19 protein-coding genes are annotated in these 24960 nt (G+C 45.0%); 6 read left to right on the plus strand and 13 right to left on the minus strand.

Annotated elements, in window-relative coordinates; all coding sequences use genetic code 11:
• The first annotated feature begins 64 nt into the window (after nt 1-64).
• Both PN836_RS04665 and PN836_RS04670 read left to right on the plus strand, forming a co-directional pair.
• Nucleotides 65-901 (plus strand): spondin domain-containing protein, encoded by an 837-nt coding sequence (locus tag PN836_RS04665; protein WP_395344040.1) that lies wholly within the window; start codon nt 65-67, stop codon nt 899-901.
• Nucleotides 902-1231: 330 nt separating this feature from the next.
• A complete protein-coding gene (locus PN836_RS04670) occupies nt 1232-1441 on the plus strand; it encodes a cold-shock protein (RefSeq protein WP_395344043.1) in 210 nt (69 codons plus the stop codon).
• 280 nt (nt 1442-1721) lie between these two features.
• Here the strand turns inward: PN836_RS04670 and kdsB are convergent, their stop codons facing one another.
• The 5 genes from kdsB to PN836_RS04695 all read right to left on the minus strand — a co-directional run bounded on the left by kdsB (nt 1722) and on the right by PN836_RS04695 (nt 8224).
• Nucleotides 1722-2474 (minus strand): 3-deoxy-manno-octulosonate cytidylyltransferase, encoded by a 753-nt coding sequence (gene kdsB, locus PN836_RS04675; RefSeq protein WP_395344045.1) that lies wholly within the window; start codon nt 2472-2474, stop codon nt 1722-1724.
• The gene (locus PN836_RS04680; protein WP_395344047.1) at nt 2467-2724 is read right to left on the minus strand and encodes a Trm112 family protein; all 258 of its coding nucleotides are present in this window, start codon (nt 2722-2724) and stop codon (nt 2467-2469) included. The genes kdsB and PN836_RS04680 overlap by 8 nt, the downstream gene beginning before the upstream one ends.
• Nucleotides 2721-3791: a tetraacyldisaccharide 4'-kinase gene (gene lpxK, locus PN836_RS04685; protein WP_395344049.1), complete on the minus strand. Its 1071-nt coding sequence runs from the start codon at nt 3789-3791 to the stop codon at nt 2721-2723. The genes PN836_RS04680 and lpxK overlap by 4 nt, the downstream gene beginning before the upstream one ends.
• Before the next feature lie 27 nt (nt 3792-3818).
• A complete protein-coding gene (msbA, locus tag PN836_RS04690; RefSeq protein ID WP_395344051.1) occupies nt 3819-5612 on the minus strand; it encodes a lipid A export permease/ATP-binding protein MsbA in 1794 nt (597 codons plus the stop codon).
• A 125-nt stretch (nt 5613-5737) separates the two neighbouring features.
• On the minus strand, nt 5738-8224 hold the full coding sequence (locus PN836_RS04695) for a DNA internalization-related competence protein ComEC/Rec2 (protein WP_395344053.1): 2487 nt from the start codon (nt 8222-8224) through the stop codon (nt 5738-5740).
• 42 nt (nt 8225-8266) lie between these two features.
• Between PN836_RS04695 and PN836_RS04700 the strand changes: the two genes are divergently transcribed.
• Complete coding sequence (locus PN836_RS04700; protein WP_395344056.1) at nt 8267-8782, plus strand: DUF2062 domain-containing protein; 516 nt, start codon at nt 8267-8269, stop codon at nt 8780-8782.
• A 28-nt stretch (nt 8783-8810) separates the two neighbouring features.
• Here PN836_RS04700 and ligA read toward each other — a convergent pair whose 3' ends face one another.
• The 3 genes from ligA to smc all read right to left on the minus strand — a co-directional run bounded on the left by ligA (nt 8811) and on the right by smc (nt 16049).
• Entirely contained in the window at nt 8811-10835 is a 2025-nt protein-coding gene (ligA, locus tag PN836_RS04705; protein WP_395344058.1) for an NAD-dependent DNA ligase LigA, read from the minus strand.
• Between the two features lie 84 nt (nt 10836-10919).
• The gene (gene zipA / locus PN836_RS04710) at nt 10920-12446 is read right to left on the minus strand and encodes a cell division protein ZipA (protein WP_395344060.1); all 1527 of its coding nucleotides are present in this window, start codon (nt 12444-12446) and stop codon (nt 10920-10922) included.
• A gap of 51 nt (nt 12447-12497) precedes the next feature.
• Nucleotides 12498-16049 (minus strand): chromosome segregation protein SMC, encoded by a 3552-nt coding sequence (gene smc, locus PN836_RS04715; protein ID WP_395344062.1) that lies wholly within the window; start codon nt 16047-16049, stop codon nt 12498-12500.
• 169 nt (nt 16050-16218) lie between these two features.
• Between smc and cysZ the strand changes: the two genes are divergently transcribed.
• Complete coding sequence (cysZ, locus tag PN836_RS04720; RefSeq protein WP_395345462.1) at nt 16219-16965, plus strand: sulfate transporter CysZ; 747 nt, start codon at nt 16219-16221, stop codon at nt 16963-16965.
• 30 nt (nt 16966-16995) lie between these two features.
• On the opposite strand, the gene PN836_RS04725 is transcribed toward cysZ, so the two are convergent.
• Both PN836_RS04725 and nlpI read right to left on the minus strand, forming a co-directional pair.
• Nucleotides 16996-17925 (minus strand): hypothetical protein, encoded by a 930-nt coding sequence (locus PN836_RS04725; protein ID WP_395344064.1) that lies wholly within the window; start codon nt 17923-17925, stop codon nt 16996-16998.
• Nucleotides 17926-17976: 51 nt separating this feature from the next.
• Nucleotides 17977-18819 carry a lipoprotein NlpI gene (nlpI, locus tag PN836_RS04730; RefSeq protein ID WP_395345465.1) on the minus strand — a complete coding sequence of 281 codons (843 nt, stop codon included), beginning with the start codon at nt 18817-18819 and terminating at the stop codon, nt 17977-17979.
• Nucleotides 18820-19020: 201 nt separating this feature from the next.
• Between nlpI and PN836_RS04735 the strand changes: the two genes are divergently transcribed.
• Complete coding sequence (locus PN836_RS04735; protein WP_395344066.1) at nt 19021-19659, plus strand: nuclear transport factor 2 family protein; 639 nt, start codon at nt 19021-19023, stop codon at nt 19657-19659.
• 26 nt (nt 19660-19685) lie between these two features.
• Here PN836_RS04735 and PN836_RS04740 read toward each other — a convergent pair whose 3' ends face one another.
• The 3 genes from PN836_RS04740 to ltrA form a co-directional block, all read right to left on the minus strand.
• Nucleotides 19686-21338 carry a sensor domain-containing diguanylate cyclase gene (locus tag PN836_RS04740; RefSeq protein WP_395344069.1) on the minus strand — a complete coding sequence of 551 codons (1653 nt, stop codon included), beginning with the start codon at nt 21336-21338 and terminating at the stop codon, nt 19686-19688.
• Entirely contained in the window at nt 21331-22905 is a 1575-nt protein-coding gene (locus tag PN836_RS04745) for a bifunctional metallophosphatase/5'-nucleotidase (protein WP_395344071.1), read from the minus strand. Before PN836_RS04745 ends, PN836_RS04740 begins: the two co-directional genes overlap by 8 nt.
• Before the next feature lie 161 nt (nt 22906-23066).
• Nucleotides 23067-24335, minus strand: a complete 1269-nt coding sequence (ltrA, locus tag PN836_RS04750) for a group II intron reverse transcriptase/maturase (RefSeq protein WP_395342555.1) — start codon at nt 24333-24335, stop codon at nt 23067-23069.
• A 164-nt stretch (nt 24336-24499) separates the two neighbouring features.
• Here ltrA and PN836_RS04755 point away from each other — a divergent pair, with 164 nt between their 5' ends.
• Complete coding sequence (locus PN836_RS04755) at nt 24500-24928, plus strand: hypothetical protein (protein WP_395344073.1); 429 nt, start codon at nt 24500-24502, stop codon at nt 24926-24928.
• The last annotated feature ends 32 nt before the right edge of the window (nt 24929-24960 follow it).

A 24960-nucleotide genomic window follows, 5' to 3' on the forward strand; every position in this document is an offset into this window, starting at 1 on the left:
AAATTCTTAGCCATCCCCCCAATGTTAATTGATTACAACAAGTGTTTACATACAAGGAATTACAATGAAAACCACGAACTCGCGACTCGCTTCGCGTATAAAATTAGGGAGCTTGGTTGTAGCAGCTCTTTTTGCCTTCAGCAGTATCGCCAATGCAACTGTGCTGCGCGTAACGGTTGAAAACAACGCAAGTCCGGGCGGCTTGAGCTTTACGCCAGTGTTTGCTGCATTTCACAGTGCCGATTACGATGCCTTTGATGTTGGCGGCACCGCATCTGACGGCCTAGAGGCTATTGCCGAGCTTGGCATGATTGGCGGTTTGCAAAGTGAATTGGCTAGCGCAGATCCTAATGCTGTAAGCTCTCCCATTTTCCCAGATGCAGGCATGAGACCATTATTTGCTGGCGAAAGCGGCTCGGCAACGTTTGAAATTGACGATCCGGCTAGCAATATGTTTTTTACCTTTTTATCAATGATCCTGCCTTCAAACGACACATTCTTTGGTCGTGACGATGCTGCACAAATTTTTGATACTTCGGGTAATTATCTTGGTAATCAAGTCTTTCAGATTACAGGTGCTGACCTTTATGATGCAGGCACAGAAGCCTTAGACATCATGACTGCCCCCTTCATCCCTGGCAATGATGCAGGCGCAAGCCCTGAAGATTCAAACACAAGTATACGCCCAGCCGAGGCGCTCGACGCCTTTGCAGGCCTAACCTTGGCAAATGGCAGCGTGCTAGATGCAAGCTTGATTGACTTTTTAAGCAACCCAAGCGCATTTAACGTAGCTACCATTACCATTGAGCGCGTAAACGCGCCAAGCGCCTTTGCAATGATGCTGCTACTCGCAGGCGGATTTATCTTTAGAGCGAAATTGTTTCAACACAAAGCCCTATAAACTCACCAAACATTGAAAAAAAGCCAAAGGATGTAAGCGCATTACATCCTTTGGCTGTATGGTATGACGAGGTCGACCAAAATTGACCAACCCATCACAAATATTAAAAAATGTCCTGTATTGATTGAGCAGAACAGGATGAAATAAGAGTAGACACAAACATATAAACACTGTAACTTGCACTCAGCTTCAAAGATGAATTCATTTACAACCTACATTTCGCTGTTTTATTCGTAACACCTCGTCCTGCAGTTTCTAAGTCTTAGTTCCATTTTTTAGCTATTCAAGCCTATTGAAGGCGCAACTTTATAAAAATTTCAGGATAATATTATGTCTAATACAACTACAGGAACCGTTAAGTGGTTCAACGAAAGCAAAGGTTTTGGGTTTATTGAGCAACAGTCTGGTCCAGACGTATTCGCTCACTTCAGCGCCATTGTAAGTGAAGGTTTTAAAACCTTAGCAGAAGGCCAAAAAGTACAGTTTGCTGTTACTTCCGGTGCTAAAGGTCCACAAGCTGAGAACATCGTCGCTATCTAATTAATAGACGACACTGAAAGGGGCAGGTCTTACGACATGCCCCTTTTTTTATTGCGCAAGTCTCATTCTAAAATCTTCACCTTACTGGAAGGACGAAACAATCGAGTTCAAATAAATTACTGCGCAAGCAACCAGTTGCGGCATGCTTATGGTTTTTCAAGCGATAAAAATCAAAACACTATAGTGGCGGCACTATAGTTGCGTTAGATTCTTGGAGCGTTTTAAGTTCGTTGCGCTTGAGGGCTTTTTGATAGTTAAATCTATTATGAACCGCGCAACTTCAGAGCTTAAGTTTTGCTAAATCGTCTGGCGTATCCACTCCGTGTGGTGGCGGTGACTTTGCAAGGTCAATATGAATGTCGAATCCGTATTCAAGCACTCTGAGCTGCTCAAGAGATTCGCAATGTTCAAGCATGGAATCGCCAAGTTGTGCAAACTGTTTCACAAAACCCGCTCGATAGCCATAAATGCCAATGTGTCTAAAATACTCCCCCGCAGCCGTAAAGTCGCTCATATTAGACTCAGCATTGCCTGCTCGGTCAAAGGGAATGCTCGCGCGTGAAAAGTACAAAGCTTTGCCATTCATTGCTTTTACTACTTTGACAACATTGGGGTTGTTAAGATCTTCTAGCTGACTGATTGGGTAGCATAACGTTGCCATAGCAAAGGCATCAAATTGCTCCAAATTATCGGCAACCTGACGAATGTTTTCTGGTGGTATAAAAGGTTCATCTCCCTGCACGTTAATCACAAGCTCATTGGCACCTACCCTGCGAAGTTCGAGCACTTCAGCGATGCGCGTGGTGCCTGACTGATGCTGGGTTGAAGTCATGCATACATCAGCACCAAAGTCCCTTGCGCAGCGCTCAATTCTTGGGTCATCGGTAGCAACAACAATACGTGATGCGCCCGACTCTTTCGCTCTATCATGCACATGTTCGAGCATGGTTTTATTGTTTATTAAGGCTAAAGGTTTGCCCGGGAAACGCGTGGAGGCGTAGCGTGCAGGGATAACTACGCTAAAGTCAGTCATGCTTTTTCACCTTTTCAAGTTCTTCACTGCTTAGCAGCTTACTCTCGCTTTCGAGCAATACCGGTATCCCCTGATGTATAGGGTATGCTAGCCGGTCAAAGCGACACACTAGCCAGATGCGTTCGGGTGCGAGTTTGTCTTCCTCGTTTAGCCTAGCATTCTGTTCATCAAAATCTCCTTCGTGCAAGACCAGCTTTCCTTTACAAAGCGGGCATGCCACGATATCTAGCAGCTTTTTATTAAACATCATGTCGTGAGCCTTTTTCGAAGTCTTTTTTCAATCTCATCAAAGCATTTACCATCGATAACCGCCGTTACCTGTAAATACCACATTTTTTGATTAGCAAACTCACTGCACTTTACCGCGTCTTTTTCCGTCATCAAAATGATATCTGTCGCTGGCATATCAGCTTTGCTTATTTGGTGATGGTCTGGCAGTGGATGGCATGACGCCAAGGTTAACCCTTGCTCTTTTAATGCAGCAAAAAAGCGATTAGGATCGCCAATACCCGCCACCGCAGAGATGCTCTTAGCCTGAGCAAATAAAGCATGGGCTTGTTCGAGTGCCAGTCTTTCGCCGCTTTGCACATTCACATAGGATTGCGGCGCTAAGCGCATCAAATTTAACTTATCTTCATAAGGTTTTAAGACGGGCAGCAATGTCGTTTGAGACGCATTTAATACTATATAATCAACTTTGCTCAAACGTGCACTGGTTTCTCTTAACGGTCCCATTGGCAGCAAAAATCCATTGCCTACGCCCCGACCATCCATCACGCAAAGTTCGATATCTCTGGCAAGGGCATAATGCTGCATACCGTCGTCACAAACAATCACTTGAGCATCAGTATGCTCTTCAATGAACTTTGCGCCTCTTGCACGAACAGGATCAATGACCACTGGCACCTTAGTGCGCTGAGATATAAGTGTGGGTTCGTCACCTGACAGTTTGGCAACAGAAGCGTTTTCATAGAGTGGCGATGCGCTTGACTCTTTCGCTGTCGGTAACATAAAGGGAAAGTCCATTTGCGCCCCGCCGTACCCTCTAGATAATACGGCACACCTTATACCTTTGCTCTGCAAATGTTCTACAAGGGCGATGACCACAGGCGTTTTTCCGTTGCCACCAACGCTGATATTCCCTACAACCACCACTGAAATACTCGGGCGATATGCGCTTTTAAGACCCAGTTTATAAATGAGTATTCGAATACGACTAATCAAAAAGAACAATGCGCTTAGTGGCAAGAGCACCCATACCCACTTGCGAGTATTCGAGTACCAAGCTTGGGTCAGCGTATCAGATAGTTTAGACATCAATATCGCCTGTTGTATAAAGATATCTTAGGCACTGAACTGCATCTTATGTAGCTGTGCATACATACCGTTTTTGCTTATTAGGGCTTGATGACTTCCTGATTCGACGATTTCACCCTCTTCTATCACTAAGATTAAGTCAGCCGACTCAATCGTGGACAGTCGATGTGCAACCACAATGCTGGTGCGGGATTTTTGAAGCTCATCAAGGGCTTTTTGAATGAACTTTTCCGATTCGGTATCCAAGGCAGATGTTGCCTCATCGAGAATCAAAATGGGCGCGTCTGCCAGTATCGCGCGTGCAATTGCAATACGCTGTCGCTGACCGCCGGATAACATCAGGCCGTTTTCACCAATCACAGTGTCAAAGCCCTCTGACTGCTTATTCACGAACTCCGTAACATGGGCGATGTTTGAAGCTTCAATAACTTGCTCACGTGACACTTCGTCTTGTTTGCCATAAGCGATATTGTTTGCAATGGTATCGTTGAACAAAACAACCTGCTGCGACACCAGTGCAAACTGCTTTCGCAGACTTCTTAGTTTTATCTCTTGCAAGTCATAACCATCCAGACTTATTTCGCCCGAATCGGGTTTATAAAAGCGCGTAAGCAAGTTGGATATGGTCGATTTCCCGCTTCCTGAACGGCCCACCAAGGCGATAGTCTGCCCAGCTGATACTTCAAAACTGACTTGCTTTAAGGCCGGCTCTTTCTTCGTTGGATAGGTAAACTGAATATTAGAAAATGACAGCTGTCCACTTGCTCGTTCAATTTCTATACTGCCAGTGTCCGCCTCGTTCTCAGTGTCGAGTATTTCAAAAATACTTGCACATGCGGCCATGCCTTTTTGAAACTCGGTATTGACGGTAGTCAGTTGCTTCAGTGGCTTAAGCAACATTACCATGCACACCAACACGTTTATGAAAATACCCGCGGTCAGTTGCTCCACCATCGCTGGGGTGCTCGCAAAAAAGAGCACAAAAGCAAGCGCAATTGAGGCAATAATCTGTATGCTTGAAACGCTCAGGATTTGCGCACTGACCAACTTCATTGTCTGTAGACGATTATGATTATTGCGCTCGGCGAATCGCTCTGACTCCAGCGTCTGTCCGTCATGCATCAATACGACTTTATGGCCTTTCACTGCTTGTTCAATGGATGTAGTAAGTGATCCCATGGCTTGCTGAATAGCACGACTTACCTTTCTAAAGCGTTTGCTTACAAAGGTGACGATTACGCCAACGACAGGTCCTATCACCAAAAAAATCAGCGATAGTTGCCAAGAATAGTAAAACATAGCGCTTAGCAAGCCAATGACCAACGCGCCTTCTCTTACCAGAGTCAAAAAGGCTTTACCGGCTGCGTTTCGCACTTGCTCGGTGTCGTAAGTTATTTTTGATATCAGGGAGCCGCTGCTAACATGGTCATGAAACTCAATTGGCAGATGAATATATTTGTCGAATAGCTGTTGACGCATGGTCATCACAATTTTTGTTCCAACGTACTCAAGCGTATAACTTCCCATGAAGTTGAATACGCCGCGCAAAACAAATATTGGAACAATAAAATACGCAGCCATTTTTAAATAATCATAGTTGCCTGAATTTAGACTGTCGTCTATCAGCGGTTGAAGCTGCATCAATACAAGTGTATCTATCACGGAGTAGCCCACCATGCCCACAATAGCCACAGCAAAAAGTGCTTTAAAGGGCTTCAAGTAGCGCAGAAAGCGCCTAATCACTGAGCGTGTTACAGCAGGTCGCTTGGGTGTGTGGGGCGTCGAATTGGCCTTCTCTGACTGAGTTGATAAAGCAGTCATTAATATCCTTTATACAATCATTTATAAGTATTATATGTTGCTACGCAAGTGATTGATTTACAATTAATCTTACGGTTTGCTGAGCACTGTTTCTTATCCAATGTTCAGCATAAGTGCAGTATACCTTAAAAATCGCCTTGCACACGAGCCGCGCTATGCCAACGTCGATAAACATCCTCGCGATAGCTGGTAATTGATGTGGCAGAATCATGAAAGTCCATTAGAATCGCGCCATGCAAACCCGTTTGATAAATCTTTACGCCTCTATGCGTGTAGCGCTCAACGACCTCTTGGTGCGGAAAACCCCAGCGATTGTGAAGCGCAGCAGCAAAGACGACCGTATCCGGCGACACCGCTTCAATAAATGCAGGCGTGGATGAGGTAGTGCTTCCATGGTGTGGGGCAATTAAGATATCAGCCTTTAAAGGCTGATTACCGGGCGTATTTGAAATATGAGTATTTTCTTCAGACGCACCCGATAGGTAATATCGTAGAAGCGCTTGTTCATCTGCTTTTTCAATATCACCCGCAAACAAAATACTTAGCTGATTGTTGGGCGTCTTGAGACTCAGTTTAACGACACAACTATGTGCGTTTTCATGACCACTTGCTGGAGAAAGCGGCCATAAAATATGCGTCTTCACCACCATATCACTCACAATAGCATTCTCATTAGCATGGGTTTGCACTGAGTATTCGCCCCGTGTATGTGACTGACTCGCTGCGACACAGAAATGCTGAGGTGATAGCGTTTGTTTAATATCAAAGTGCTTTGCCAGCCATACGCCTCCTCCACTGTGGTCGTTATCCAGATGACTTAACCATAATTTGTCTATTGTCTTCACACCATGATGCATTAAATATGGATGTATAACTGAAGCAGCCATTGAAAAACCTGATGGAAATGCAGCCCCCGTGTCAAAAAGCCATGTAAGCTTTTTATCACCACCGAGTTTAATCTGAAGCGCCGCCGCACTTCCCTGCCCCACATCAAAGACAATCAGCTTGGCGTGTGCATGCGTATTTGCACGCCAAAGTTGCGGATAGCTGCTAAACAAAAGTGCGCCAATCACGCAAGTCAGCATCACCAGGCGCAGTCGCAAAAAAGGATAAAGTACAAGTAAGCCCGCCAATACACACAGCAGTAAACCGAAGGTCGATAAGCGAAAGCCCTCTAGTACTGGAAACCATTGGCCAACATTAGTGATGAATTTTGTTTGCATCTCGACACAAAATTTCATGATCACAATTGTGAGCATCATGACTTTATCTGCTACTAGGAACAAAAACTCGTGGGGAAGATTTACCACAATGAAAAAGCTACCCAGCACGCACAGAGGCACCAAGATAATGCTCACCAAAGGCAAAAGCAGAATGTTGGCAAACAGCGAAAACAGTGGCAAGTGTTCAAAAATTATCAATGTAAGCGGAAGCGTTACCAGACTTAGCCAAAGCTGCAGGTACAGTCCAAAACGAAAATTATAAAACCATCTGCGCCTTCTCGAAAGCATCGCCATTTTCGAATTAGGCGCAAAACGCCAAATAAACACCCAAATACAAATAACAGCGATGAAGCTAAAATAGAAGCTCATACCTAAAATCGAGTATGGAAATAAAATAAAGAAGCATGAGAGTAAGTAAAGTAATGCGCTACCTAAGCGCCAGTGTGACTCACTAAATGCAAGATAGATCCAGAGCAACAGAGCAAGAATAGCTCTTGAAACAGGCACTTCAAAACCCGCCAGATAAGCATAAAAAACAGCAACAATTCCAGCCAAAGCAGCGCCAATATGGCGAAGATTGAATTGCTGATGGGTCACAAGTGATATAAGGATGGCGACTGGCCTAGTCAGCAAAAAAAGCACGTAGCCAAATACAATGGATACATGTAAGCCTGAAATCGCAAATAAATGCGCCGTGCCGCTTTGCTGAAGCAATTGCCAGTCATTGTCACTTAATTGTGCACGGTATCCAAAACTTAAAGCTTGTACAAATCCCATATTATCTAGCTTAAGCTGAGCCAAGCTATCAATGCTCGTTTGGCGCTTGCTCTGCATCGGATCAGTTATGACATTGCTTGGACTTTCTATTACATACCCTGTTGCGACAATATTTTTGCTCGTCAGCCAGCTTTGATATTTAAAGGTGTGAGGGTTTGCGAGTCCATTAGGCGGTTTCAGATTTGTAAGTAGGCGATAGCTTTGCCCCTGTTTAGGGAGGTTCTGGGTGCGATACCATGTGAGTCTCACTGTTGGAGGTGTGCTTAGCGCTCGTTTACCGACTTTCGAAAGCACCATATTAAATCGAATGGTTTGAGCACGTTCATTGGGGTCACTTTGGGTCTGAATGCTTGATATTTTGCCCTCTACAATGACATTTTGATGAAAGATATTGCTGTCAATTTGCCAAACGCTGTACCAATAACCCGTACTGCTTGCCCAGATAAATCCGAGTAATGCTCCTCGAATCAAGGCCGATATATTGACAAAGCAAGTCAGTAGCACGCCGACTATCGCAATAATTAGCAGTGAAATATGCGGCAAACTGGGCCATAATGCACTGCTTAAGAATGTGAGTACAAATGCGAATAAAGTCTTGTCAGTTGCAGTCACTGAGCCTTAGTGCTCTTTTGAAGGATATTAAAACAGCTTGTTATGCCACGTAAGTTCATAAAACGGTTTTTGCCTGATCACAATAAAATTAAAGCCACTAAATCTTTAAATATATTTGGTGAGCTATTACATGATCCGAACTTGTGGCACCTTAACCGTCGCTCTGCCAAAGGAGCATTTGGTCTGGGACTGTTTTTTGCTTTTTGGCCTGTGCCTTTTCAAATGGTACTGTCTGCTGCTGCCGCAATTGGCTTTCGCGTGAATCTACCCCTTTCAATCGCCACCGTTTGGATCACTAACCCACTCACCATGCCACCCATATTTTACTCGGCATACTTAGTGGGTAGTACTGTACTTGGGACTGAAATGACGGAGTTTCAGTTTGAGTTGAGCTGGCAATGGGTGATCAGCTCACTATCGACCATTGGCCCCGCTTTTTTGTTGGGATGTTTGATTTGCTCAATCCTCGCTGGCGCGATTGGCTATTTTGGATTAGATGGCATTTGGCGTTATTCAGTCAATCAAGCTTGGCGAAGACGCAAAAACCTTGAGAAGTAAGCTTTTACACATACCCAACAGCGTCTGCTTATCGTGCAGCAAGAAAATCCACAAAAGCCTGCTCATCCCAAGTTTCAATGCCCAGCTCTGAGGCTTTACTGAGTTTAGAGCCTGCTTTCTCACCAGCAATCAACAAATCGGTTTTTGCAGATACACTTCCTGAGACTTTTGCGCCAAGCTCTTGAAGCTTGGATTTTGCTTCACTGCGTCCCATTTGCGAGAGCGTACCGGTTAACACGACCGTTTTCCCGGCGAAAGGCTGCTCCTCTATTGGTGCAACCTCAATGTCAGGCCAAGTGATGCCTGCGTCCACTAAGGCATTGATTATCGCAATATTGCTAGGTTCGCGCATAAACTCATAGATATGGTGAGCAACAATCTCACCCACATCTTGAACCTCAATAAGCGCTTCTTTGTCGGCCTTAATCACAGCGTCCAACGTCAAAAAGTGCAACGCGAGGTTACGCGCAGTGGCTTCGCCCACTTCTCTAATGCCGAGTGCGTACAAGAATTTTGGCAGGGTTGTTTGCTTGGCAGCGTCCAGAGCACGAAGTAGGTTAACCGCTGACTTATCGCCAAAACGATCTAGCGCCGTCAATTGCGCTAAATTAAGATGAAAAAGTTCGGCTGGGTTATGAATAAGACCTTCCTCAACAAGCTGTTCAACCAACTTATCTCCTAGACCATCAATATCCAGAGCTTTTCGTGATGCGAAATGCTTAATCGCTTCCTTACGCTGAGCTGAACACACCAGGCCGCCGGTGCAGCGCGCCACGGCTTCGCTTTGTTGTCGTTCAACATGTGAATCACAAACCGGGCAGGCCTTTGGGAACACAATTTCTTGTGCGTCATTGGTTCGCAAATTCTCTACCACAGATACTACTTGCGGAATCACATCGCCCGCTCTTCGTATTACCACCGTATCGCCCACTTTCACCCCTAAGCGGGCAATCTCATCTTGATTATGTAAAGTTGCGTTAGACACAGTTACCCCGCCCACAAACACAGGTTCAAGCCTTGCAACGGGCGTAATCGCACCTGTTCTGCCTACTTGAAATTCCACCGCTAGCAAGCGCGTCATTTCTTCTTGAGCCGGGAACTTCTGCGCCATTGCCCACCGTGGCGCTTTTGATACGAACCCTAAACGTGATTGAAGGCCTAAGTCATCCACTTTAAACACTACACCGTCAATGTCGTAACTCAGACTATTGCGCATCTCGCCAATTTTTTTGAAATATGCGAGACACTGTTCGCTTCCTTTTGCGGTTGAAATATCAGGACACAAAGGCAAACCCATCTCTTTTAAACATGCTAATCGCTCGCTATGTGTTTTCACCGATGCGATGGGACCGCCTTCTAGCACGCCAACAGAATAGGCATATAAGCGAAGCGGGCGCTTTGCAGTAATTTTACTGTCAAGCTGGCGTAGGCTGCCAGCTGCCGCATTACGCGGGTTTGCGAACGTTTTAGCCCCCTGCTCTTTTTGAGTTTGATTAAGACGCTCAAAACCCTCTTTGGGCATAAAGACCTCGCCTCTTACTTCGATTCTGCTGGGTAATTCTTCGCCCCTTAATCTAAGGGGGACGTTGGCAATGGTTTTAACGTTTTCAGTTATGTTTTCCCCAATTTGACCGTCACCTCTAGTAGCGGCTTGAAATAAAATTCCATCCACATACAAAATCGACACTGCTAAGCCATCAAGCTTTGGTTCACAAGCAAATTCAATGTTCTCAGCACTGTTGAGTCGGTCATTAATGCGCTGCTCAAAAGCTTTTAAGTCTTCATCCTCAAAGCCATTGTCCAGGCTGAGCATGGGTATCTCATGAGCAATGGTTTCAAATTTACTTAACGGTTTACCGCCCACTTTCTGAGAGGGTGAATCCGGCGTTTTCAAGGATGGATACTGCTGCTCAAGCTTAATTAGTGATCGCATTAATCGATCGTATTGAGCATCAGGTACCGTGGGAGCATCTAAAACGTAGTACTGATGAGCAAATGTCTCAAGTGAGGTTTTTAATTCTTGATACTTGGCAACAATAGTGGAGTCAGTCATTTTGTTATTCTTATTACGTTCTCAGTGCTAACACTTTTATTGGCTTATTGGCGCTAATGGCAGTTAAGCAAACGCATTCAACGTTTAGCGGCTCAATCTGCGTCGTTCAAATGCGCGAATTCTCTCGGAGTATTGCTGCAAGCTTTGCTTCGATAGAGGAACTTTATTCCCATCTAATATGCTGCAGCCAAACTCTTCTGAAAGCTTGCGAGCGGCATTATGCATCATGTTAAACACCTGTTGAGCCTCGCCCTCTATAGGTAGCATCATAAATAAGGATACGCCGCGCGTTGAAAAATTTTCGATATTATCGATATCAAATACGCCTGGTTTAAACATGTTGGTGAGGCTAAACAAAATTGGGCCTTTGCCGTTGGTATTGACATGTCTATGGAAGATGTCGTGCTCTCCAAACTTAAAGCCTAAGGTCAACAACATAGGCAAAAGAGCGGCACCACTAATTGGATTATCTTGTGAAGCACGCACGTTTAACACGAGTACATCGTTATCGGGCAGCGCCTCTTCTGCTTTAGTTGATTGTTGAGCACTCTCGCTAGCTTGCGAAACACCAAGACCTTCACTTTGAGCGTCGCTATTGGTGACATCTGCATTTCGATGCACTTGAGGCTCTTCAAAATCGATTCGCATCTGATCTTCGGCATTTTTAGCCGTCCCCCTAACACTCGGCTCTTTGCGAATCTTCTCAGCTACGGTTTTCTTGCGTCGGCGCATAAATCGCTTAGCCTGTGCAGCAAAACCCTCTTCTTTTTCTTCACTAGGCTCGGGACGCGACTGAGTGTCATCCACCTTGTTCTCAGCCTCAGTATGTTCAGTGTTATTCGCCTTTTCATCAGGCTTATCTACCAAGGGGCCTTCTTGAACATCTAAGGAAAAATCGGGCGCGGGTGGCTCAGTGTTGTTTTGTTGCCCTTCCGCACCCTGCTTATCACTACCTGCACTTTGATTGAGGTCTTCTTCATTCTTTTTGAGTAAAAATGCTGGGGGTTCTGGCACGGGATTTTCGTCGCTTTCTGCGCTAGCGCTGACTTTAACTGGTTTGGTAAATTCAGGCTTAGGCTGGGTAACAACACCTGAATATAGAGGGGCGCTTGACACGTTAGAATCTACGTCGGCGATTGGGCTTTCGTTAACAGCTTCATTGTTTTCAATATCGGCTGCTGGTCCTGCAGTATTTGACGGGTCTTCGTCTGATGGATAGGGCGAGACGGTCACAGCCTCTTCGCTCTCAATCACTTCAATATCATCTAACTCATCTACAACATCAGCATCAGTAATAACAATTTTTTCTCGCTTATGCTCATCTGCAAGACTAATAATTTCCTCTTCATGCTCTGCACTTGAAACCGGCGCATGCGTTTCGGTTTTAATGACCCGCGCTTGCCCCACGCCAACATCGTCATAAAGGTCGTCGTCGGTATCTTGATCTCGCTCAGAGTTGGCACCAAATTTTGGTTCGTAACTTCTAGGTTGGAAACTATTGGGATGGCTTTGCTTTTTGTTTTTGCGCACAGTCCACCATCCATGCACTAATATGCCAATAATGAAGGCAGAACCAAGCACAAATAAGGCAATACGAAATTCTTCTTGCATTACTATCCTTTTATTCTCTTGTATTTGAGCATCTTCGCGTGTCTTAAAAATTTATTCTGCGATCGCTAAGGCTTCTTCCATATCCACAGATACCATCCTTGATACACCAGGCTCAGCCATCGTGACCCCAGTAAGATGCGTAGCCATTTCCATCGCAACTTTATTATGAGTAATGTATATAAACTGCACGGTTTTAGACATTTCTGAGACTAGTTTACAGAAACGACCAACGTTTGCATCATCTAATGGTGCATCGACCTCATCTAATAAGCAAAATGGCGCGGGGTTGAGTCTAAATATAGCGAAAACTAAAGACAAAGCGGTAAGGGCTTTCTCTCCGCCAGAGAGTAAGTGAATTGTGCTGTTCTTCTTACCCGGCGGTCGCGCCATAATCGTCACACCCGTGTCCAATAGATCATCATCGGTTAAGTCCAAATATGCGCTACCGCCACCAAACACTTTCGGAAACAAGGTTTTTAAGTCACCGTTAATTTGATCAAACGTATGTTTAAATCGAGTACGCGTTTCTTTATCTATTTTTTGCATCGCCGCTTCAAGGGTGTCAAGTGCCTGTGTTAAGTCCGCATTTTGATCGTCCAAATGCTGTTTTCTCACCATTTGTTCTTCAAACTCCTCGACAGCCGCTAAATTAACCGCCCCCAGTCGTGAAACACTTGCGCTAACGCTATTGAGCCTTTCTTGATATCCATCCTCCTCGGCGTCCTCGGGTAAGTGCTCAAGCACTTCCTGCACTTTGAGCTTCATTTCACTTAATTGCTCTACAAAGGACTGCGCTTTCACTTTTGCCGTTTGAGCACTTAGCCGTTCACTCTCGATTTTGCCCTTTATACTATCAATTTTTGTGTTTATCCCCACTTGACCTTTTTCGATGGTCGAAATCTCGTCTTCAATATTTTCTAGGCTATTTTGCTTTTCGCGTTGTTGGTCAGCAAGATGCTCCTTTCGTTCGAGCATTTCACTGAGCTTTTCGCGTTGTTCTTCTGCTGGCAATAAAAGGCTCTGAGCCTCATCTTTGAGCAACATCACTTTATCTTCGTTGTCTTTTACCTTAGCGGCTTTGCCTTTATGTTGCTCTTGTAAAACCTTATAGCTATTTTGTAAGCGCTGATTCAATAATACCTGTTCATGTAGCCGATGCTGCAAGCTTTGCTGCTGCGAGCTGATCGCCTGCAGTTCAATTGCAAACCCCTTCGTACCACTCTCGGCCTCTTGTTTTTGTGCCTCAAGTTCACTGAGTAAGATGCTGCCATCTTCTATTTCTTCGCTTAGTAATTCGAAACTCATTTGCTCTTGCGCTAGGGTTTCACTTTGCTTTTCAATTTCATCTTGCAACCGTACTTTTCGGGATGCTTGACTGTCGCGAACATCCATCGCATTTTTAAGGTCGCGCGCTAACAATCCGTGCTCGTTTTCAAGTTTAGCGAGCCCTTCCTCTAAACCTCTCTGTTGGGCCTCTAACGCTTTGAAGTTTTGCTTTGCACTGTCCCGCGCGCTTTGTTTTGATGACAACTGTGAAATCATAGATTCGCATCGCCGCGTTAATTCCTTGATTTGTGCTTCGCGAGTAATAAAACCACTTTCCGACTTATCTGGGCTGATGTAGGCATCTTGCATTAACATGCCGCCATCTTTAAGCAGAATTAAAGCATTCTGGTTCTCATTGAGAAGCGATTGTGCAGCCGCTAAGTTTTCTGACATTTTTAAGGCATTGAAAAAAACAGGCACCGCTGACTCATTAATGAAAGCGGATAGACTTCCCTCCTGTTTCTGTTCCGTGAAAGCTAAACTCAGTGCTACTGAAGGCTGATGGTGACCAATTGTCCCTTTCGCCTCACTTTGCTCAATGCCGCTATCGCCAGCGTCGAATGTTAAGCCATCGGCTGCGCGCATTGTTCGACTGAGACCTTCTAGCAGCCCGCTGAAATCGACGTCCTCAGCCACCAATACATCTCCCATTATTGCAATTGCGGTTTCGAGCGCTTTCTCGTAGCCTGCTTTCACGCTAAACGCTTGCCAACTCGGGGTAAGTGATTTGCCTTGAAGATAAGGAACAAGCGCACTGCCTTCATTACTTTGATTGACTTGCAACTTTAAAAGCGCCTGTCGTTCCGCCTCCAGAGTGATGAGAGCCTTTTCATGCAGTGCGCAGTCTTGCTCATGGTGCTCTAAGGCTTGCCTGGCGCGCACAGTCTCATCCCTTGCCGTCGTTAGTTTCGCTTTTTCCACCTTAACTTGCTCTGCCAGAGCTTTTCGCTGCGCCTCCAAGCTTTCGATAGCATCGTCATTGGCGCTGCCCAACTCAGCTAGCTCATTGGTGAGCTCACTAATACGAGCTTCGGTTCGTTGCTGTAAGCTGAGTGTTTGGTGCAACTGACTATGCTTTTGCTGAACCAACTGTTTTTGTTGGTAATAAGTATCTTCTGCTGCTTTAAGCGCTTTACTCAAAGCAGCTTGTTTATCCTGAATGAGCTCATGTTGCTGCTCTACCTCTTCCAGCTGTTCTTGTAAAATTTCCTTTTCTGGCTCACTCGTCATGATTTGCGCCTCTTGAGCGTCAAGCTCCTCCTCAATTTTGCTCAATGCGCTTTTCGCTTCTTGGCTCTGCACAATTAAATGCTGAATTTCCGCTTCTATCTGAGCGCCGCGTTTTTTGGCAAACAATTGCGATTGCTCAAGTTTCGTAATGTCATTGCCAAGTTGATAGATGTCTTGCTGATAGTCGCTAATGGCTTGTTTGCATATAGACTGGTCATTTTTCAAAGCTTGTAAACCCGACTCGTCACCTTGGCGGCCGGATATTAAGGACTCCAACTCACTTTGATACTGGGCAATCACTTCATCAGAGCGCTTAAGCAACTCGCTTTGAGTAAGGTAGCGCATCGTGGCAAGCTGTCCCTTTAATAATCGCTCCTCAGCCTTTAATTCTTTGAAGCGAGTTGCAGCCGTCGCCTGACGTTTAAGTTTGGACAATTGCTCGCCCAGTTCTTGACGCACATCTTCAAGCCTATCTAAATTGTCTTTAGTATGGCTAATGCGATTGAGGGTCTCTTTGCGCCGCTCTTTGTATTTTGAAATGCCCGCTGCTTCTTCAATGAAAATCCTGAGTTCTTGGGGTTTTGACTCAATGAGCTTGGAAATCATGCCCTGCTCAATAATTGCGTAGCTTCTCGGACCAAGCCCAGTGCCTAAAAACAAGTCGGTAATGTCACGGCGTCGGCACTTTGCGCCATTAAGCATATAGCTTGAAATAGCGTCTTTGGTCACAATACGCTTTACCGAAAGCTCGGCGTAGTTGGCGTATTCGCCTGCAATTCGCCCGGAGCTGTTATCAAACACCAATTCAACCGAACACTGAGATACGCTCTTACGTGCAGAAGACCCGTTAAAGATAACGTCTGTCATTGCATCGCCGCGCAAATTTTTCGCCGAGCTTTCACCCAATACCCAGCGCACGGCGTCTATGACATTTGATTTACCGCAGCCATTTGGCCCAACAACGGCCGTCATATCGCCCGGGAAGGGTATATTGGTTGGGTCAACAAATGACTTGAAGCCCGCAAGGCGAATTTTTTTAAGGCGCATCTTATTTAATATGCTCGGCTTATTGTTTTGCTCTGGCGATCACCGCTGAGCGCTTTCTTATTCGAACTTACACAATAATAGAAAAACTTAGTAACAATTGAAAATATCTTTTAGTCCAAGGAAAATGATAGGCTTATCGCTAATGAACTCAAGAGGCATCATATATTTCATGGAACAACGCGGTGGCAGCGGCTATTTTTTTCAAGGCTTTGAACTAATACGAACAAAAGGACTTAAACGCTTTGTGCTGGTTCCTTTAATCATCAACATTCTGCTTTTCTCAACAGCCTTTTATTTCATACTCGACTACATTCAAATTGGCGTGGATTACGTCATTGGGTTTATTCCCGACTTTTTGGGCTGGTTAAAAGATGCCTTGGTATATTTGCTGTGGCCCATCGCCGTGATTACGGTGCTTCTGGTGTTTGCTCTGATTTTCGGCACGCTGGCGAATTGGATCGCTGCCCCCTTCAATGGCTTACTCAGTGAAAAAGTCGAGCGCCATTTACTGAATAAACCTTTAGGTGATGAAGGCCTATTAGACGCTATTAAAGATGTACCAAGAACCTTAGGTCGAGAACTAGCAAAGTTAGTGTATTTTATTCCGCGCGCACTGGGTTTTTTACTCTTGTTTTTCATTCTACCGGTAATTGGCCAAGTTCTATGGTTCCTGTTCAATGCATGGATGATGGCAGTACAATACTGTGACTACCCTTTTGACAATCACAAAGTGGGGTTTAAACCCATGCGCGAGCAATTGCTTCAACAGCGTGGGAAGTGCTTTGGCTTTGGATTGATGGTAAATATATTTTCCTTGGTACCGATTTTAAACTTTGTGGTGATGCCGGTAGCAATATGTGGCGCAACGTCCATGTGGGTTGACCATTTTCGAGCCAACAATGTAAGTTCGAATTAGGAATGAAACCTTAACTAAGCTGAATCCTGTTTAAGTACCGTCTGCAATGGCCTGCCAGTGAGCAATCAAGCTTTGGTTGCCTTTCTTGTTTGCTAAATAGAGCATCTGATGAGCGAAGGCGATTTGGCCATGCTGTCTGGAAAGCTCAAGCTCCCACATCTGTAAATAATTATCAGGGATGTAAGCAACATCGTGAAATTCCATGAATGTGAGCTTGGCGCTTGGCTTATAACTTTTAATGCCTAAACTGGCGCAGGTGCTGCTCGATTCGTAGTTACCATTTAGCCCTGAAAGCTTTTCACTGGACAAAATCAAGTTTGGCGAAGCAGAAGAACTTTGATGACAAAACTGTCTTGCAAGCGCAGGGTTAAGAGCATATTCATCAACAAAATTGGCAAAATGTGCAAGTTCGTGAATAAATACTGAATAGCTGTCCTGCTCATCAAGATACATGACACCGCGCTGCACATAAGCCTTCCCTTGAGCAGCAAAAACGACGAGGTGGGTGAAGTGTGGTGCATTAGTCACTTGCACAAACGAATCCAAAGTACAGTTGATCCTTTGTAAATACGCGCCTTGAGATGTTTTGTTATTGCACGAAAGGTCCTCTTCGTGAACCAGTGCTACTTCATTAAGGCAAATATCGAGTCCGTTAAAACGTGCATCTGCCTCAAATTGGGATTTAAATTGAGTCGCCTGGTGCAATGAATCTCGACTTGAAGCAACAAATTGTAAGCGCTGTGCGCAGCCGTATGTGTCTGCCGCAAAAGAAACTTCAAACAATTGCTGGGCAGAAATGGATGCTTGGTGAGCCAGTTGAGTGCGCTCGACAACTGCTTTTTTGAGCGCGTCAGCCGCCGGTAGCACATCGACTTCTCGAGCGCTTGAGCTAGGTTGCTCTAAATGCGGCTTAAGATCTTCAGTTTGAGTTGAATGAGACCAAAGATATGCTGCACTCATTAGCAATAGCGTGCATACACAAGCGAAAAGGACTTTTAAAGACATCAAGAATTAGTTTTGCCGGCGAGCAGCTGCACGAATGTTGGCCAGCTCAATTCGGGCATATTTATGCTCTACATACTCATGCACGTTCGTGCTCAAAGAAAGCTTGAAATAGTTTGCCGCCGTAGATGAATTGCCATTAGCAGCATGATATTTACCTAAATAAAAATACGCCTCGCACAGTCGATTGTTTAACTGAGCTTGAGATTGCACATCTTCAATCAATGAAGCGATAACTCTCGCCTCGTCTACTCTGCCTAAATAAAAATCGACCAAGCTGGTAGACCAGGTAGCATCGTCGAGCAGTTCTCGTTTTGCTACTAATTCACTTAAGGCCTTTTCTGGCTGTAACTGACTGGCGGTAATGTAGTGCCAGAGAACTCTGATAGGGTCGCTATTATCCTGAGCGAGAAATGCGGCGGTGTCTTTGACGGCAAGCTCACTACGACCACCATAGTAAAGCGCTATTCCTCTATTTAATAGCGCAAAATGGTAGTCAGGATTTATTTCTAAAGTGGAATCAAAAGCCTCATACGCCTGTAAAAACTGGCGCTGTTGCGTGTGATGCACGCCAACGGAGTTATATGCTTCAGCCATGTCAGGCTTTAAGCGCAGAGCTTCGGTGTAATCCAGCCTCGCCAAGCTATTTAAACCAATCGAATCATATGCAATGCCGCGTTGAAAGAGTAATTCTGCTCTTTCATCATCCTCCAGAGGTGCTTTGTATAAAATATGCGTATAGCGCGCGATCACCATTTGAGAGCGCTGTGAAGTGGGTTCAGGCTCGGCGAGTAGCAAAGAGTTGACTGACGGGCCGCTTGAAGCACTGTGCATATTTACACAGCCCGACATAAAAATAACTAACACGAATAAAACAACTCGGCTAGGCACAGCACGTTTTAAAAACTTCGCTAAAATAGAACTAAACACCGATGTCAATTTCCTCATTGGGATTTTTCATAATCAGTTTACTTAAAAATACACCAAAACGATAGTTCCGACGTTGGTATTTGTGTCATGCTTACCAATAACAATTAATTGGGGAACACTACAATGAACGTTCAAAACAAGGTATCCGTCAATACTCAGCCATGTTCAAACATACATCAATTGTCACGATGCAGCACTAAGCTGCTAACAGGCTTAGTAATCGCCCTTGGCGCTGCGCTTAACGCAAATGCCAATTGCCTGTCAGTCGATGGGATAAAAGCGATCGATGCACAATACGAGCAGTCCATCGTAAACAACGATATTTCATTTTTTGAGGGCATACTGCATCCTAGTTTTACATGGGTGCACAACCATGCAAACTACATTCAAGACTCCAAAGCAGCCATGCTAAGGCCTATGCAAGCCCTTGCTCGCGAAGGCAAAGCATCCCACAGCACTAAACGAACACAAGAGTCCGTGCAAGTGCTCATTGCCAATCAAACTGCAGTTGCCTTTGGGTTTACAATAGTAGAGCGACCCAACTCCGCACAAGACAGCGAAGGCAATAAAATAGGTGAACGATATCACTTTATGCGGACCTATTATGCAGAAACTGATCATGCAGAAACTGATCATGCAGAAGTGGATCATGCAGAAAAAGATCACGCAGAAACTAAACACGTAGATGAGCGCACCGTCCAGCAAAACGCTTGCTTTTTGCTATCCAATCACACCATGCGAATACCGCAAGAAGACAAATAGAAAAATTAGAGACCTGGGCAATGAAGCTAAGACTGTTCTACTCGATTACGGCCTAGTTTCTTAGCGCAATAAAGTGCAACATCAGCCTGTTTGATAATTGCCTCAGGTGTATACGAATCAGATTCATGAGCGGGTAAAGTGGATGTGCCAATGCTGATGGTGACTGCACTTGCAACGCCGCTCTTCTCGTGCTTAATACCAAGCGCTTCTATGGCATCTTTTAATTGATTGGCCACTTTCGCTGCGCCTGCTTTTTCCGTATCCGGCAGCACCACTACGAACTCTTCACCACCATATCTTGCCACTAAATCTACATCTCTGTGCAAGCGCTCATTGATGGTGGTTGCAATAATTTTTAATACAGCATCCCCTTTTTGATGACCATAAAAGTCGTTAAAAGGTTTAAAATAATCAACGTCAATCAGTAAGAGCGAGAGACACTGCTGAAATCGTTTCGCTTGAGAAAACTGTTTCGCCCACTCGCTGTCGAATGCGCGTCGATTGGCTACTCCCGTTAGACCATCGAGCAAGGCAAGTTTGGCGAGTTCTTTTTGCTGTATTTCAATTTTATTAGCGAACTGCTCAAATGTCTCAGCGATTTCAGTGATTTCGTCATTGCCACTTATTGCGCTGCGAGCATGGCTAAAGTCTAGATTACCTTTAACCAGATTGTCTAGCGTAGTAAGCCTGTCTATAACCCGCACTTTAAGATGCCAGGTAATGATAATGAGAATAACAAGTGCTACGGATAATGATATCGTAATCACTTGAATTTGTTCGCCTATCATGCGGTTCTTTCGACTCGACTCTTCTACTACGGCCTGACTGATCAATGCAGCTTGAAACTGAACTGAGCGAGCAAAATCCGCAACGAGGTTTGCAGTAAAGTTTCCTCTTCCCACCGCGCGCCCCTCAATTTTCAATTGTTCCATGCGCAAATCAATCACACCCCTTTGAGACAAGACCAAGTCAGCAAATTCATCGTATAGTTGTCTTATAGTCTGTTGTAGCTCGAGTCCAGGAAAGTCATTAGGCGGCAATAGCTTATTTACCGAAGCTTGAATGTTATCTTTTAATTGACGAATCTCGTTTAGCCGATTCAAAGCCAGTGCCTGCGTCGTCAAGGTAAACAAATCGGCATATTGCTCCGCCCACCTGCGATTCAGTAACTCATCCGACTCTGTCGGATGCAAACTAGCAAAGCTAGAAAGCAGCCGGTACACCTTACCTTCCGCAATATTGAGCGAGTCAACAATTAACAGGCGCTTCTCCACTAAAGCTTGTAACTCAAGCAGCTCCTCTGAAATGGCATCAAACTCGGTGATAGTTATTGGATCTGAGCTCACTTCATTGAATAAAGTGCTTATTTGTTCAACTTTTGCTTGTGTATTGCTTCTCGCTAATCTCAATGATGGCGGCGTTCTCGCGTTCGAGAGCTGTTCTGTGTACTGCCTAAGCTCATTCGCAGTATTGGCTATTTGATCAAACTTTAGGATGCGAGGAATTGACTTGTCTGCAAGCTCTTTGATAACAGAGTTGGTCTCAAGTAAGCGATAAAAGGTGAATACGCTCACCGCACTAAACACCATCAACAAGGCGCCCAATGAGAGCGTGAATACAAGCCTTAATGACCGTCTGTTCTGCTTTTTATCGTGCAAGAGGACATCGGCTTCACTCATGCTCGTTAACCATTCTCTGTTGCGTTGAGATGTTGATGATCTTATCGCGGCTCAGTTTGTAGCTTAATACTTTTGCTATGGTGAGTTTCTGTTCGCTATATTGCTCTTCTAATGATGCATTTTGAAAATCGGTGTATCCATCACCGCCATTAAAAAGATAATCAGTGGTCGCAAGTTTGTAGTTTTGATTCACATCGAGTAGCGCTTGGTCAATGGTGACGGATATTACCCTATTGCCTGGCGCTTTTGTGCTATCAAAACGAACCTTCATGCCCGCTACTTGTGGGAATTTTCCCTTGCCAAATTCATACTCGTTTAGCGCTTTCTCGATCGCGTTTAATAGGTGATAGCCTGAAATATTCAATACCACCAAGCCAGAGCGAAAGGGTAACTCTGTGGCCAAATTCTTACGCGTAAAGATCTCTCCCGCCCTGTAATTTCTGTTTCCCCTTATTATTCCACTGTTTATCAAAGCAACTTCCGATTGTGTCAAATCAATCATTGCATCGGTAACCAAATTACCAAAGGCACTTTCGCTTGTGCGAACGTCTTCACGAAAGGTACTAAAAGGCGACTCAATCTTGGCGAGAGGTAAATCCATAAGGCGATTCAATCTGTTCAGATAGTCGTCTCTCAAAGACGCCACTCGCGGCTGTTGGGCTAAATCTATAAAACTTTGCCTTTGCCATGAAATTTCACTCTCTTTCAAGGCCTCAATAGAGACATTCACAACAGCAATTTCACCAGGCTCAGTCAAAAACACAGCGCGCGAATCATAAGGGGATGCTAATGAAGGTTTAACACTCGAATACCTATCTTTAACCAAACTTACATCAATTACACCTTCAACAATCAGTTTTTCAATTTCAGGGAAAATGTTGCCGTGCATAACCGCTACAATATCAGCGCCTTTTTGCCTCAATGCACTCGATTGCTCGCGAAGAGTAGACTCAATATTGGTGATTGTGACACGCTCAAGTAAATACTGGTCTTTAGCAGCCGGGTTAACCACCGCCAATACTCCCAGTTTTATCTTGCCTCGACTTATTAGCACGGACTTAACGAGTCCGTCTTGAATTGAGCCATTAAGTGGGTCATAAATATTACTTGCCACCATTGGGAAGACAGCCTCGTAAGCGCGCAGGGATAGCTGCTCTTCAAAATAACTGTACTCTCGTTTGGTAACGCCCATCGCATCGGGCTCTAGGCTGTTGAGCAAATCAACAATATGAGACCCACTATCGTAGGTAGACATGGGACTAGGCCCAAGGCTGTTGCCGCCAAACAAAAAGAATGTGGGGTTGTTGGATTGCCTGTAACTCGCTAATGTGGTCGCGAGCTTTGGGTAGCCTTCGTTTTGATCACCAATAATCGGCATGTCAGCGGCAAATATAATCGTCGCCACTCGGGTTTGAGTATCACGGCTTTGAGCACTGACGCTACATGCATAAAAAATGCATAGACCTAGTGTAACCATCCAAAGCAAAAGAGTCTTAGTAGTTTTCAATCTCGCCAATAGCGCTTGGGCTGTCACAACACATGCATATTCTTCTCGTAACATAGGCATTCTTTTTCGTTTGTGTACTAAGCTTAGCAAACAACAATGCACTTTTGCCAGAAAGTGAGTTTCCCCAGACGAGACGTATTGACAAATCGATTGAGTAGGAGGAGAGTTTACACTCTCCGTCCTCTCACACCACCGGACGTACGGTTCCGTATCACGGCGGTTCATGTTAAATACTTGAGACGATGATAATAGTCCATTAATGATATTAAACCTAGGCTGTCGAAGAACTTTTTAGGTAGTGCTTGATTCATGTGAGAAGCCCCTGAGTTGAACCAAGGTCCTCTGCCATTCGTCGCGCTTGTCGCCGCCCTCGCTTCATCAATACCCAATCCGATTAGTCTCTTAATGCGTGTGTGAACACGTTTCCATTGACGCCATAAAATCTTGCGTAGATGTCGGCGAAGCCAGCCATCCAAGTCAAGAAGTACCTTTTTGACGTCTATATGTCGGAAGTAAGTTATCCAGCCTCGCAGTTTCAGGTTCAGTTTTTCCACCGTACGGTGAATTGACCATCCTCTTGCACTGCGCAGTGTATGTTTTACGTCCTTTTTAAAACGCATTTGCACCGCAGGCGCTATTCGCAATCGAACATTTTGCTTGCGATGACAGACACTATACCCCAAGAACTTTCGTTGCCACGGTCGACCCACATCACTTTTCTCTTTGTTCACCTTTAATTTTAAGGTGCTCTCTAAGAAACTCGTCACGCTTTTCAATACACGATGTCCTGCACGCTCGCTTTTGACGTAGATATTACAGTCATCAGCATAGCGACAGAACTTATGCCCTCGGCGCTCAAGCTCTCTATCTAAGTCGGTCAATATGATGTTCGACAGTAACGGCGATAATGGTCCACCTTGAGGTGTCCCCATCACCCGTTGACTGGTTTTGTCATTCTGTGACACACCTGCCCTCAGATAAGCACGAATGAGTTTAAGCACCGCTTTATCCTTGACATGGCGCGCTATTCTCGACATCAATATGTCGTGATTAACATTGTCGAAGAACTTCTCCAAGTCGATATCGACCACCCATCTATAACCTTCCTCGATATAGGCTCGCGCTTGTTGAACAGCTTGCCCTGCATCGCGATGCGGCCTAAATCCATAACTATTCTCTGAGAACTGCTCCTCAAATATAGGACTTAATACCTGATGTATCGCTTGCTGAATCAATCTGTCCAACACCGTTGGGATGCCTAATTCGCGTTGCCCACCGCCTGCTTTAGGAATACTCACCTTAAGCACCGCTTGTGGACAATAACGCCCTGCCAATAAATCGGCTTTGTGGTCTTGCCAGCGTGTTTGCAGATACGCTTTAAGCGCATCTACACTCATACCGTCAACTCCTGCCGCCCCTTTATTGCGCATAACTCGCTGATAAGCACCTTGCATATTAGGTCTTGATAGTATCTTTTCGAGTAAGGTCATCGTCTCCTCATGAGAGTAAATCCTTGTGCGCCGCGTGGCTTGAAGCCTTATTCACCTACTCTTGCAGATACTGTCTGCACCCCTTGGCGATAATCAGCTATATCTCAGTAGCTGTTTCTGCTCCTTCTACCCTCATCGAGCACTTGGCTCTCAAACCATTTAACATGTTCAGCCCTTCAGTTGACGGCAATCAACCTACTATGGCCTCGGCTGACTTCTGTTTACCCATCTCAATACCTCTCGATATTAATAGCCAGTGGCAGATAAACAGACCTCCCAAGGTAATGCGCGTGACCTTCACACTTATGCCCGCCGTATCTACGTCCGCAGTTTCTGGACAAGTATTGGGCTTTGAAGATAATGGCCTTCTCACCCACTGCGACCGCCTCATATACGATTCCTGTTCGTCAGGCCAGTGCTTTGCTTTCGGCTTTCTTCAGATTTCACCTCACGATGAACACCCTTGCCGTTCAGCTAATTATTCCCCTTGTCGGGCTAATAGTGGACTTTCACCACCAAGTCATCTGATCGCCACCATGCGTATCAGAACAGCACCATTAAGGCGCTACGCGCCATACTTGGCGCACCATTAAAAAAGGAGCCCGCAGGCTCCTTTTAGCTTGTT

The sequence above is a fragment of the Ningiella algicola genome (genome assembly GCF_028401415.2).
Taxonomy (GTDB): domain Bacteria; phylum Pseudomonadota; class Gammaproteobacteria; order Enterobacterales; family Alteromonadaceae; genus Glaciecola.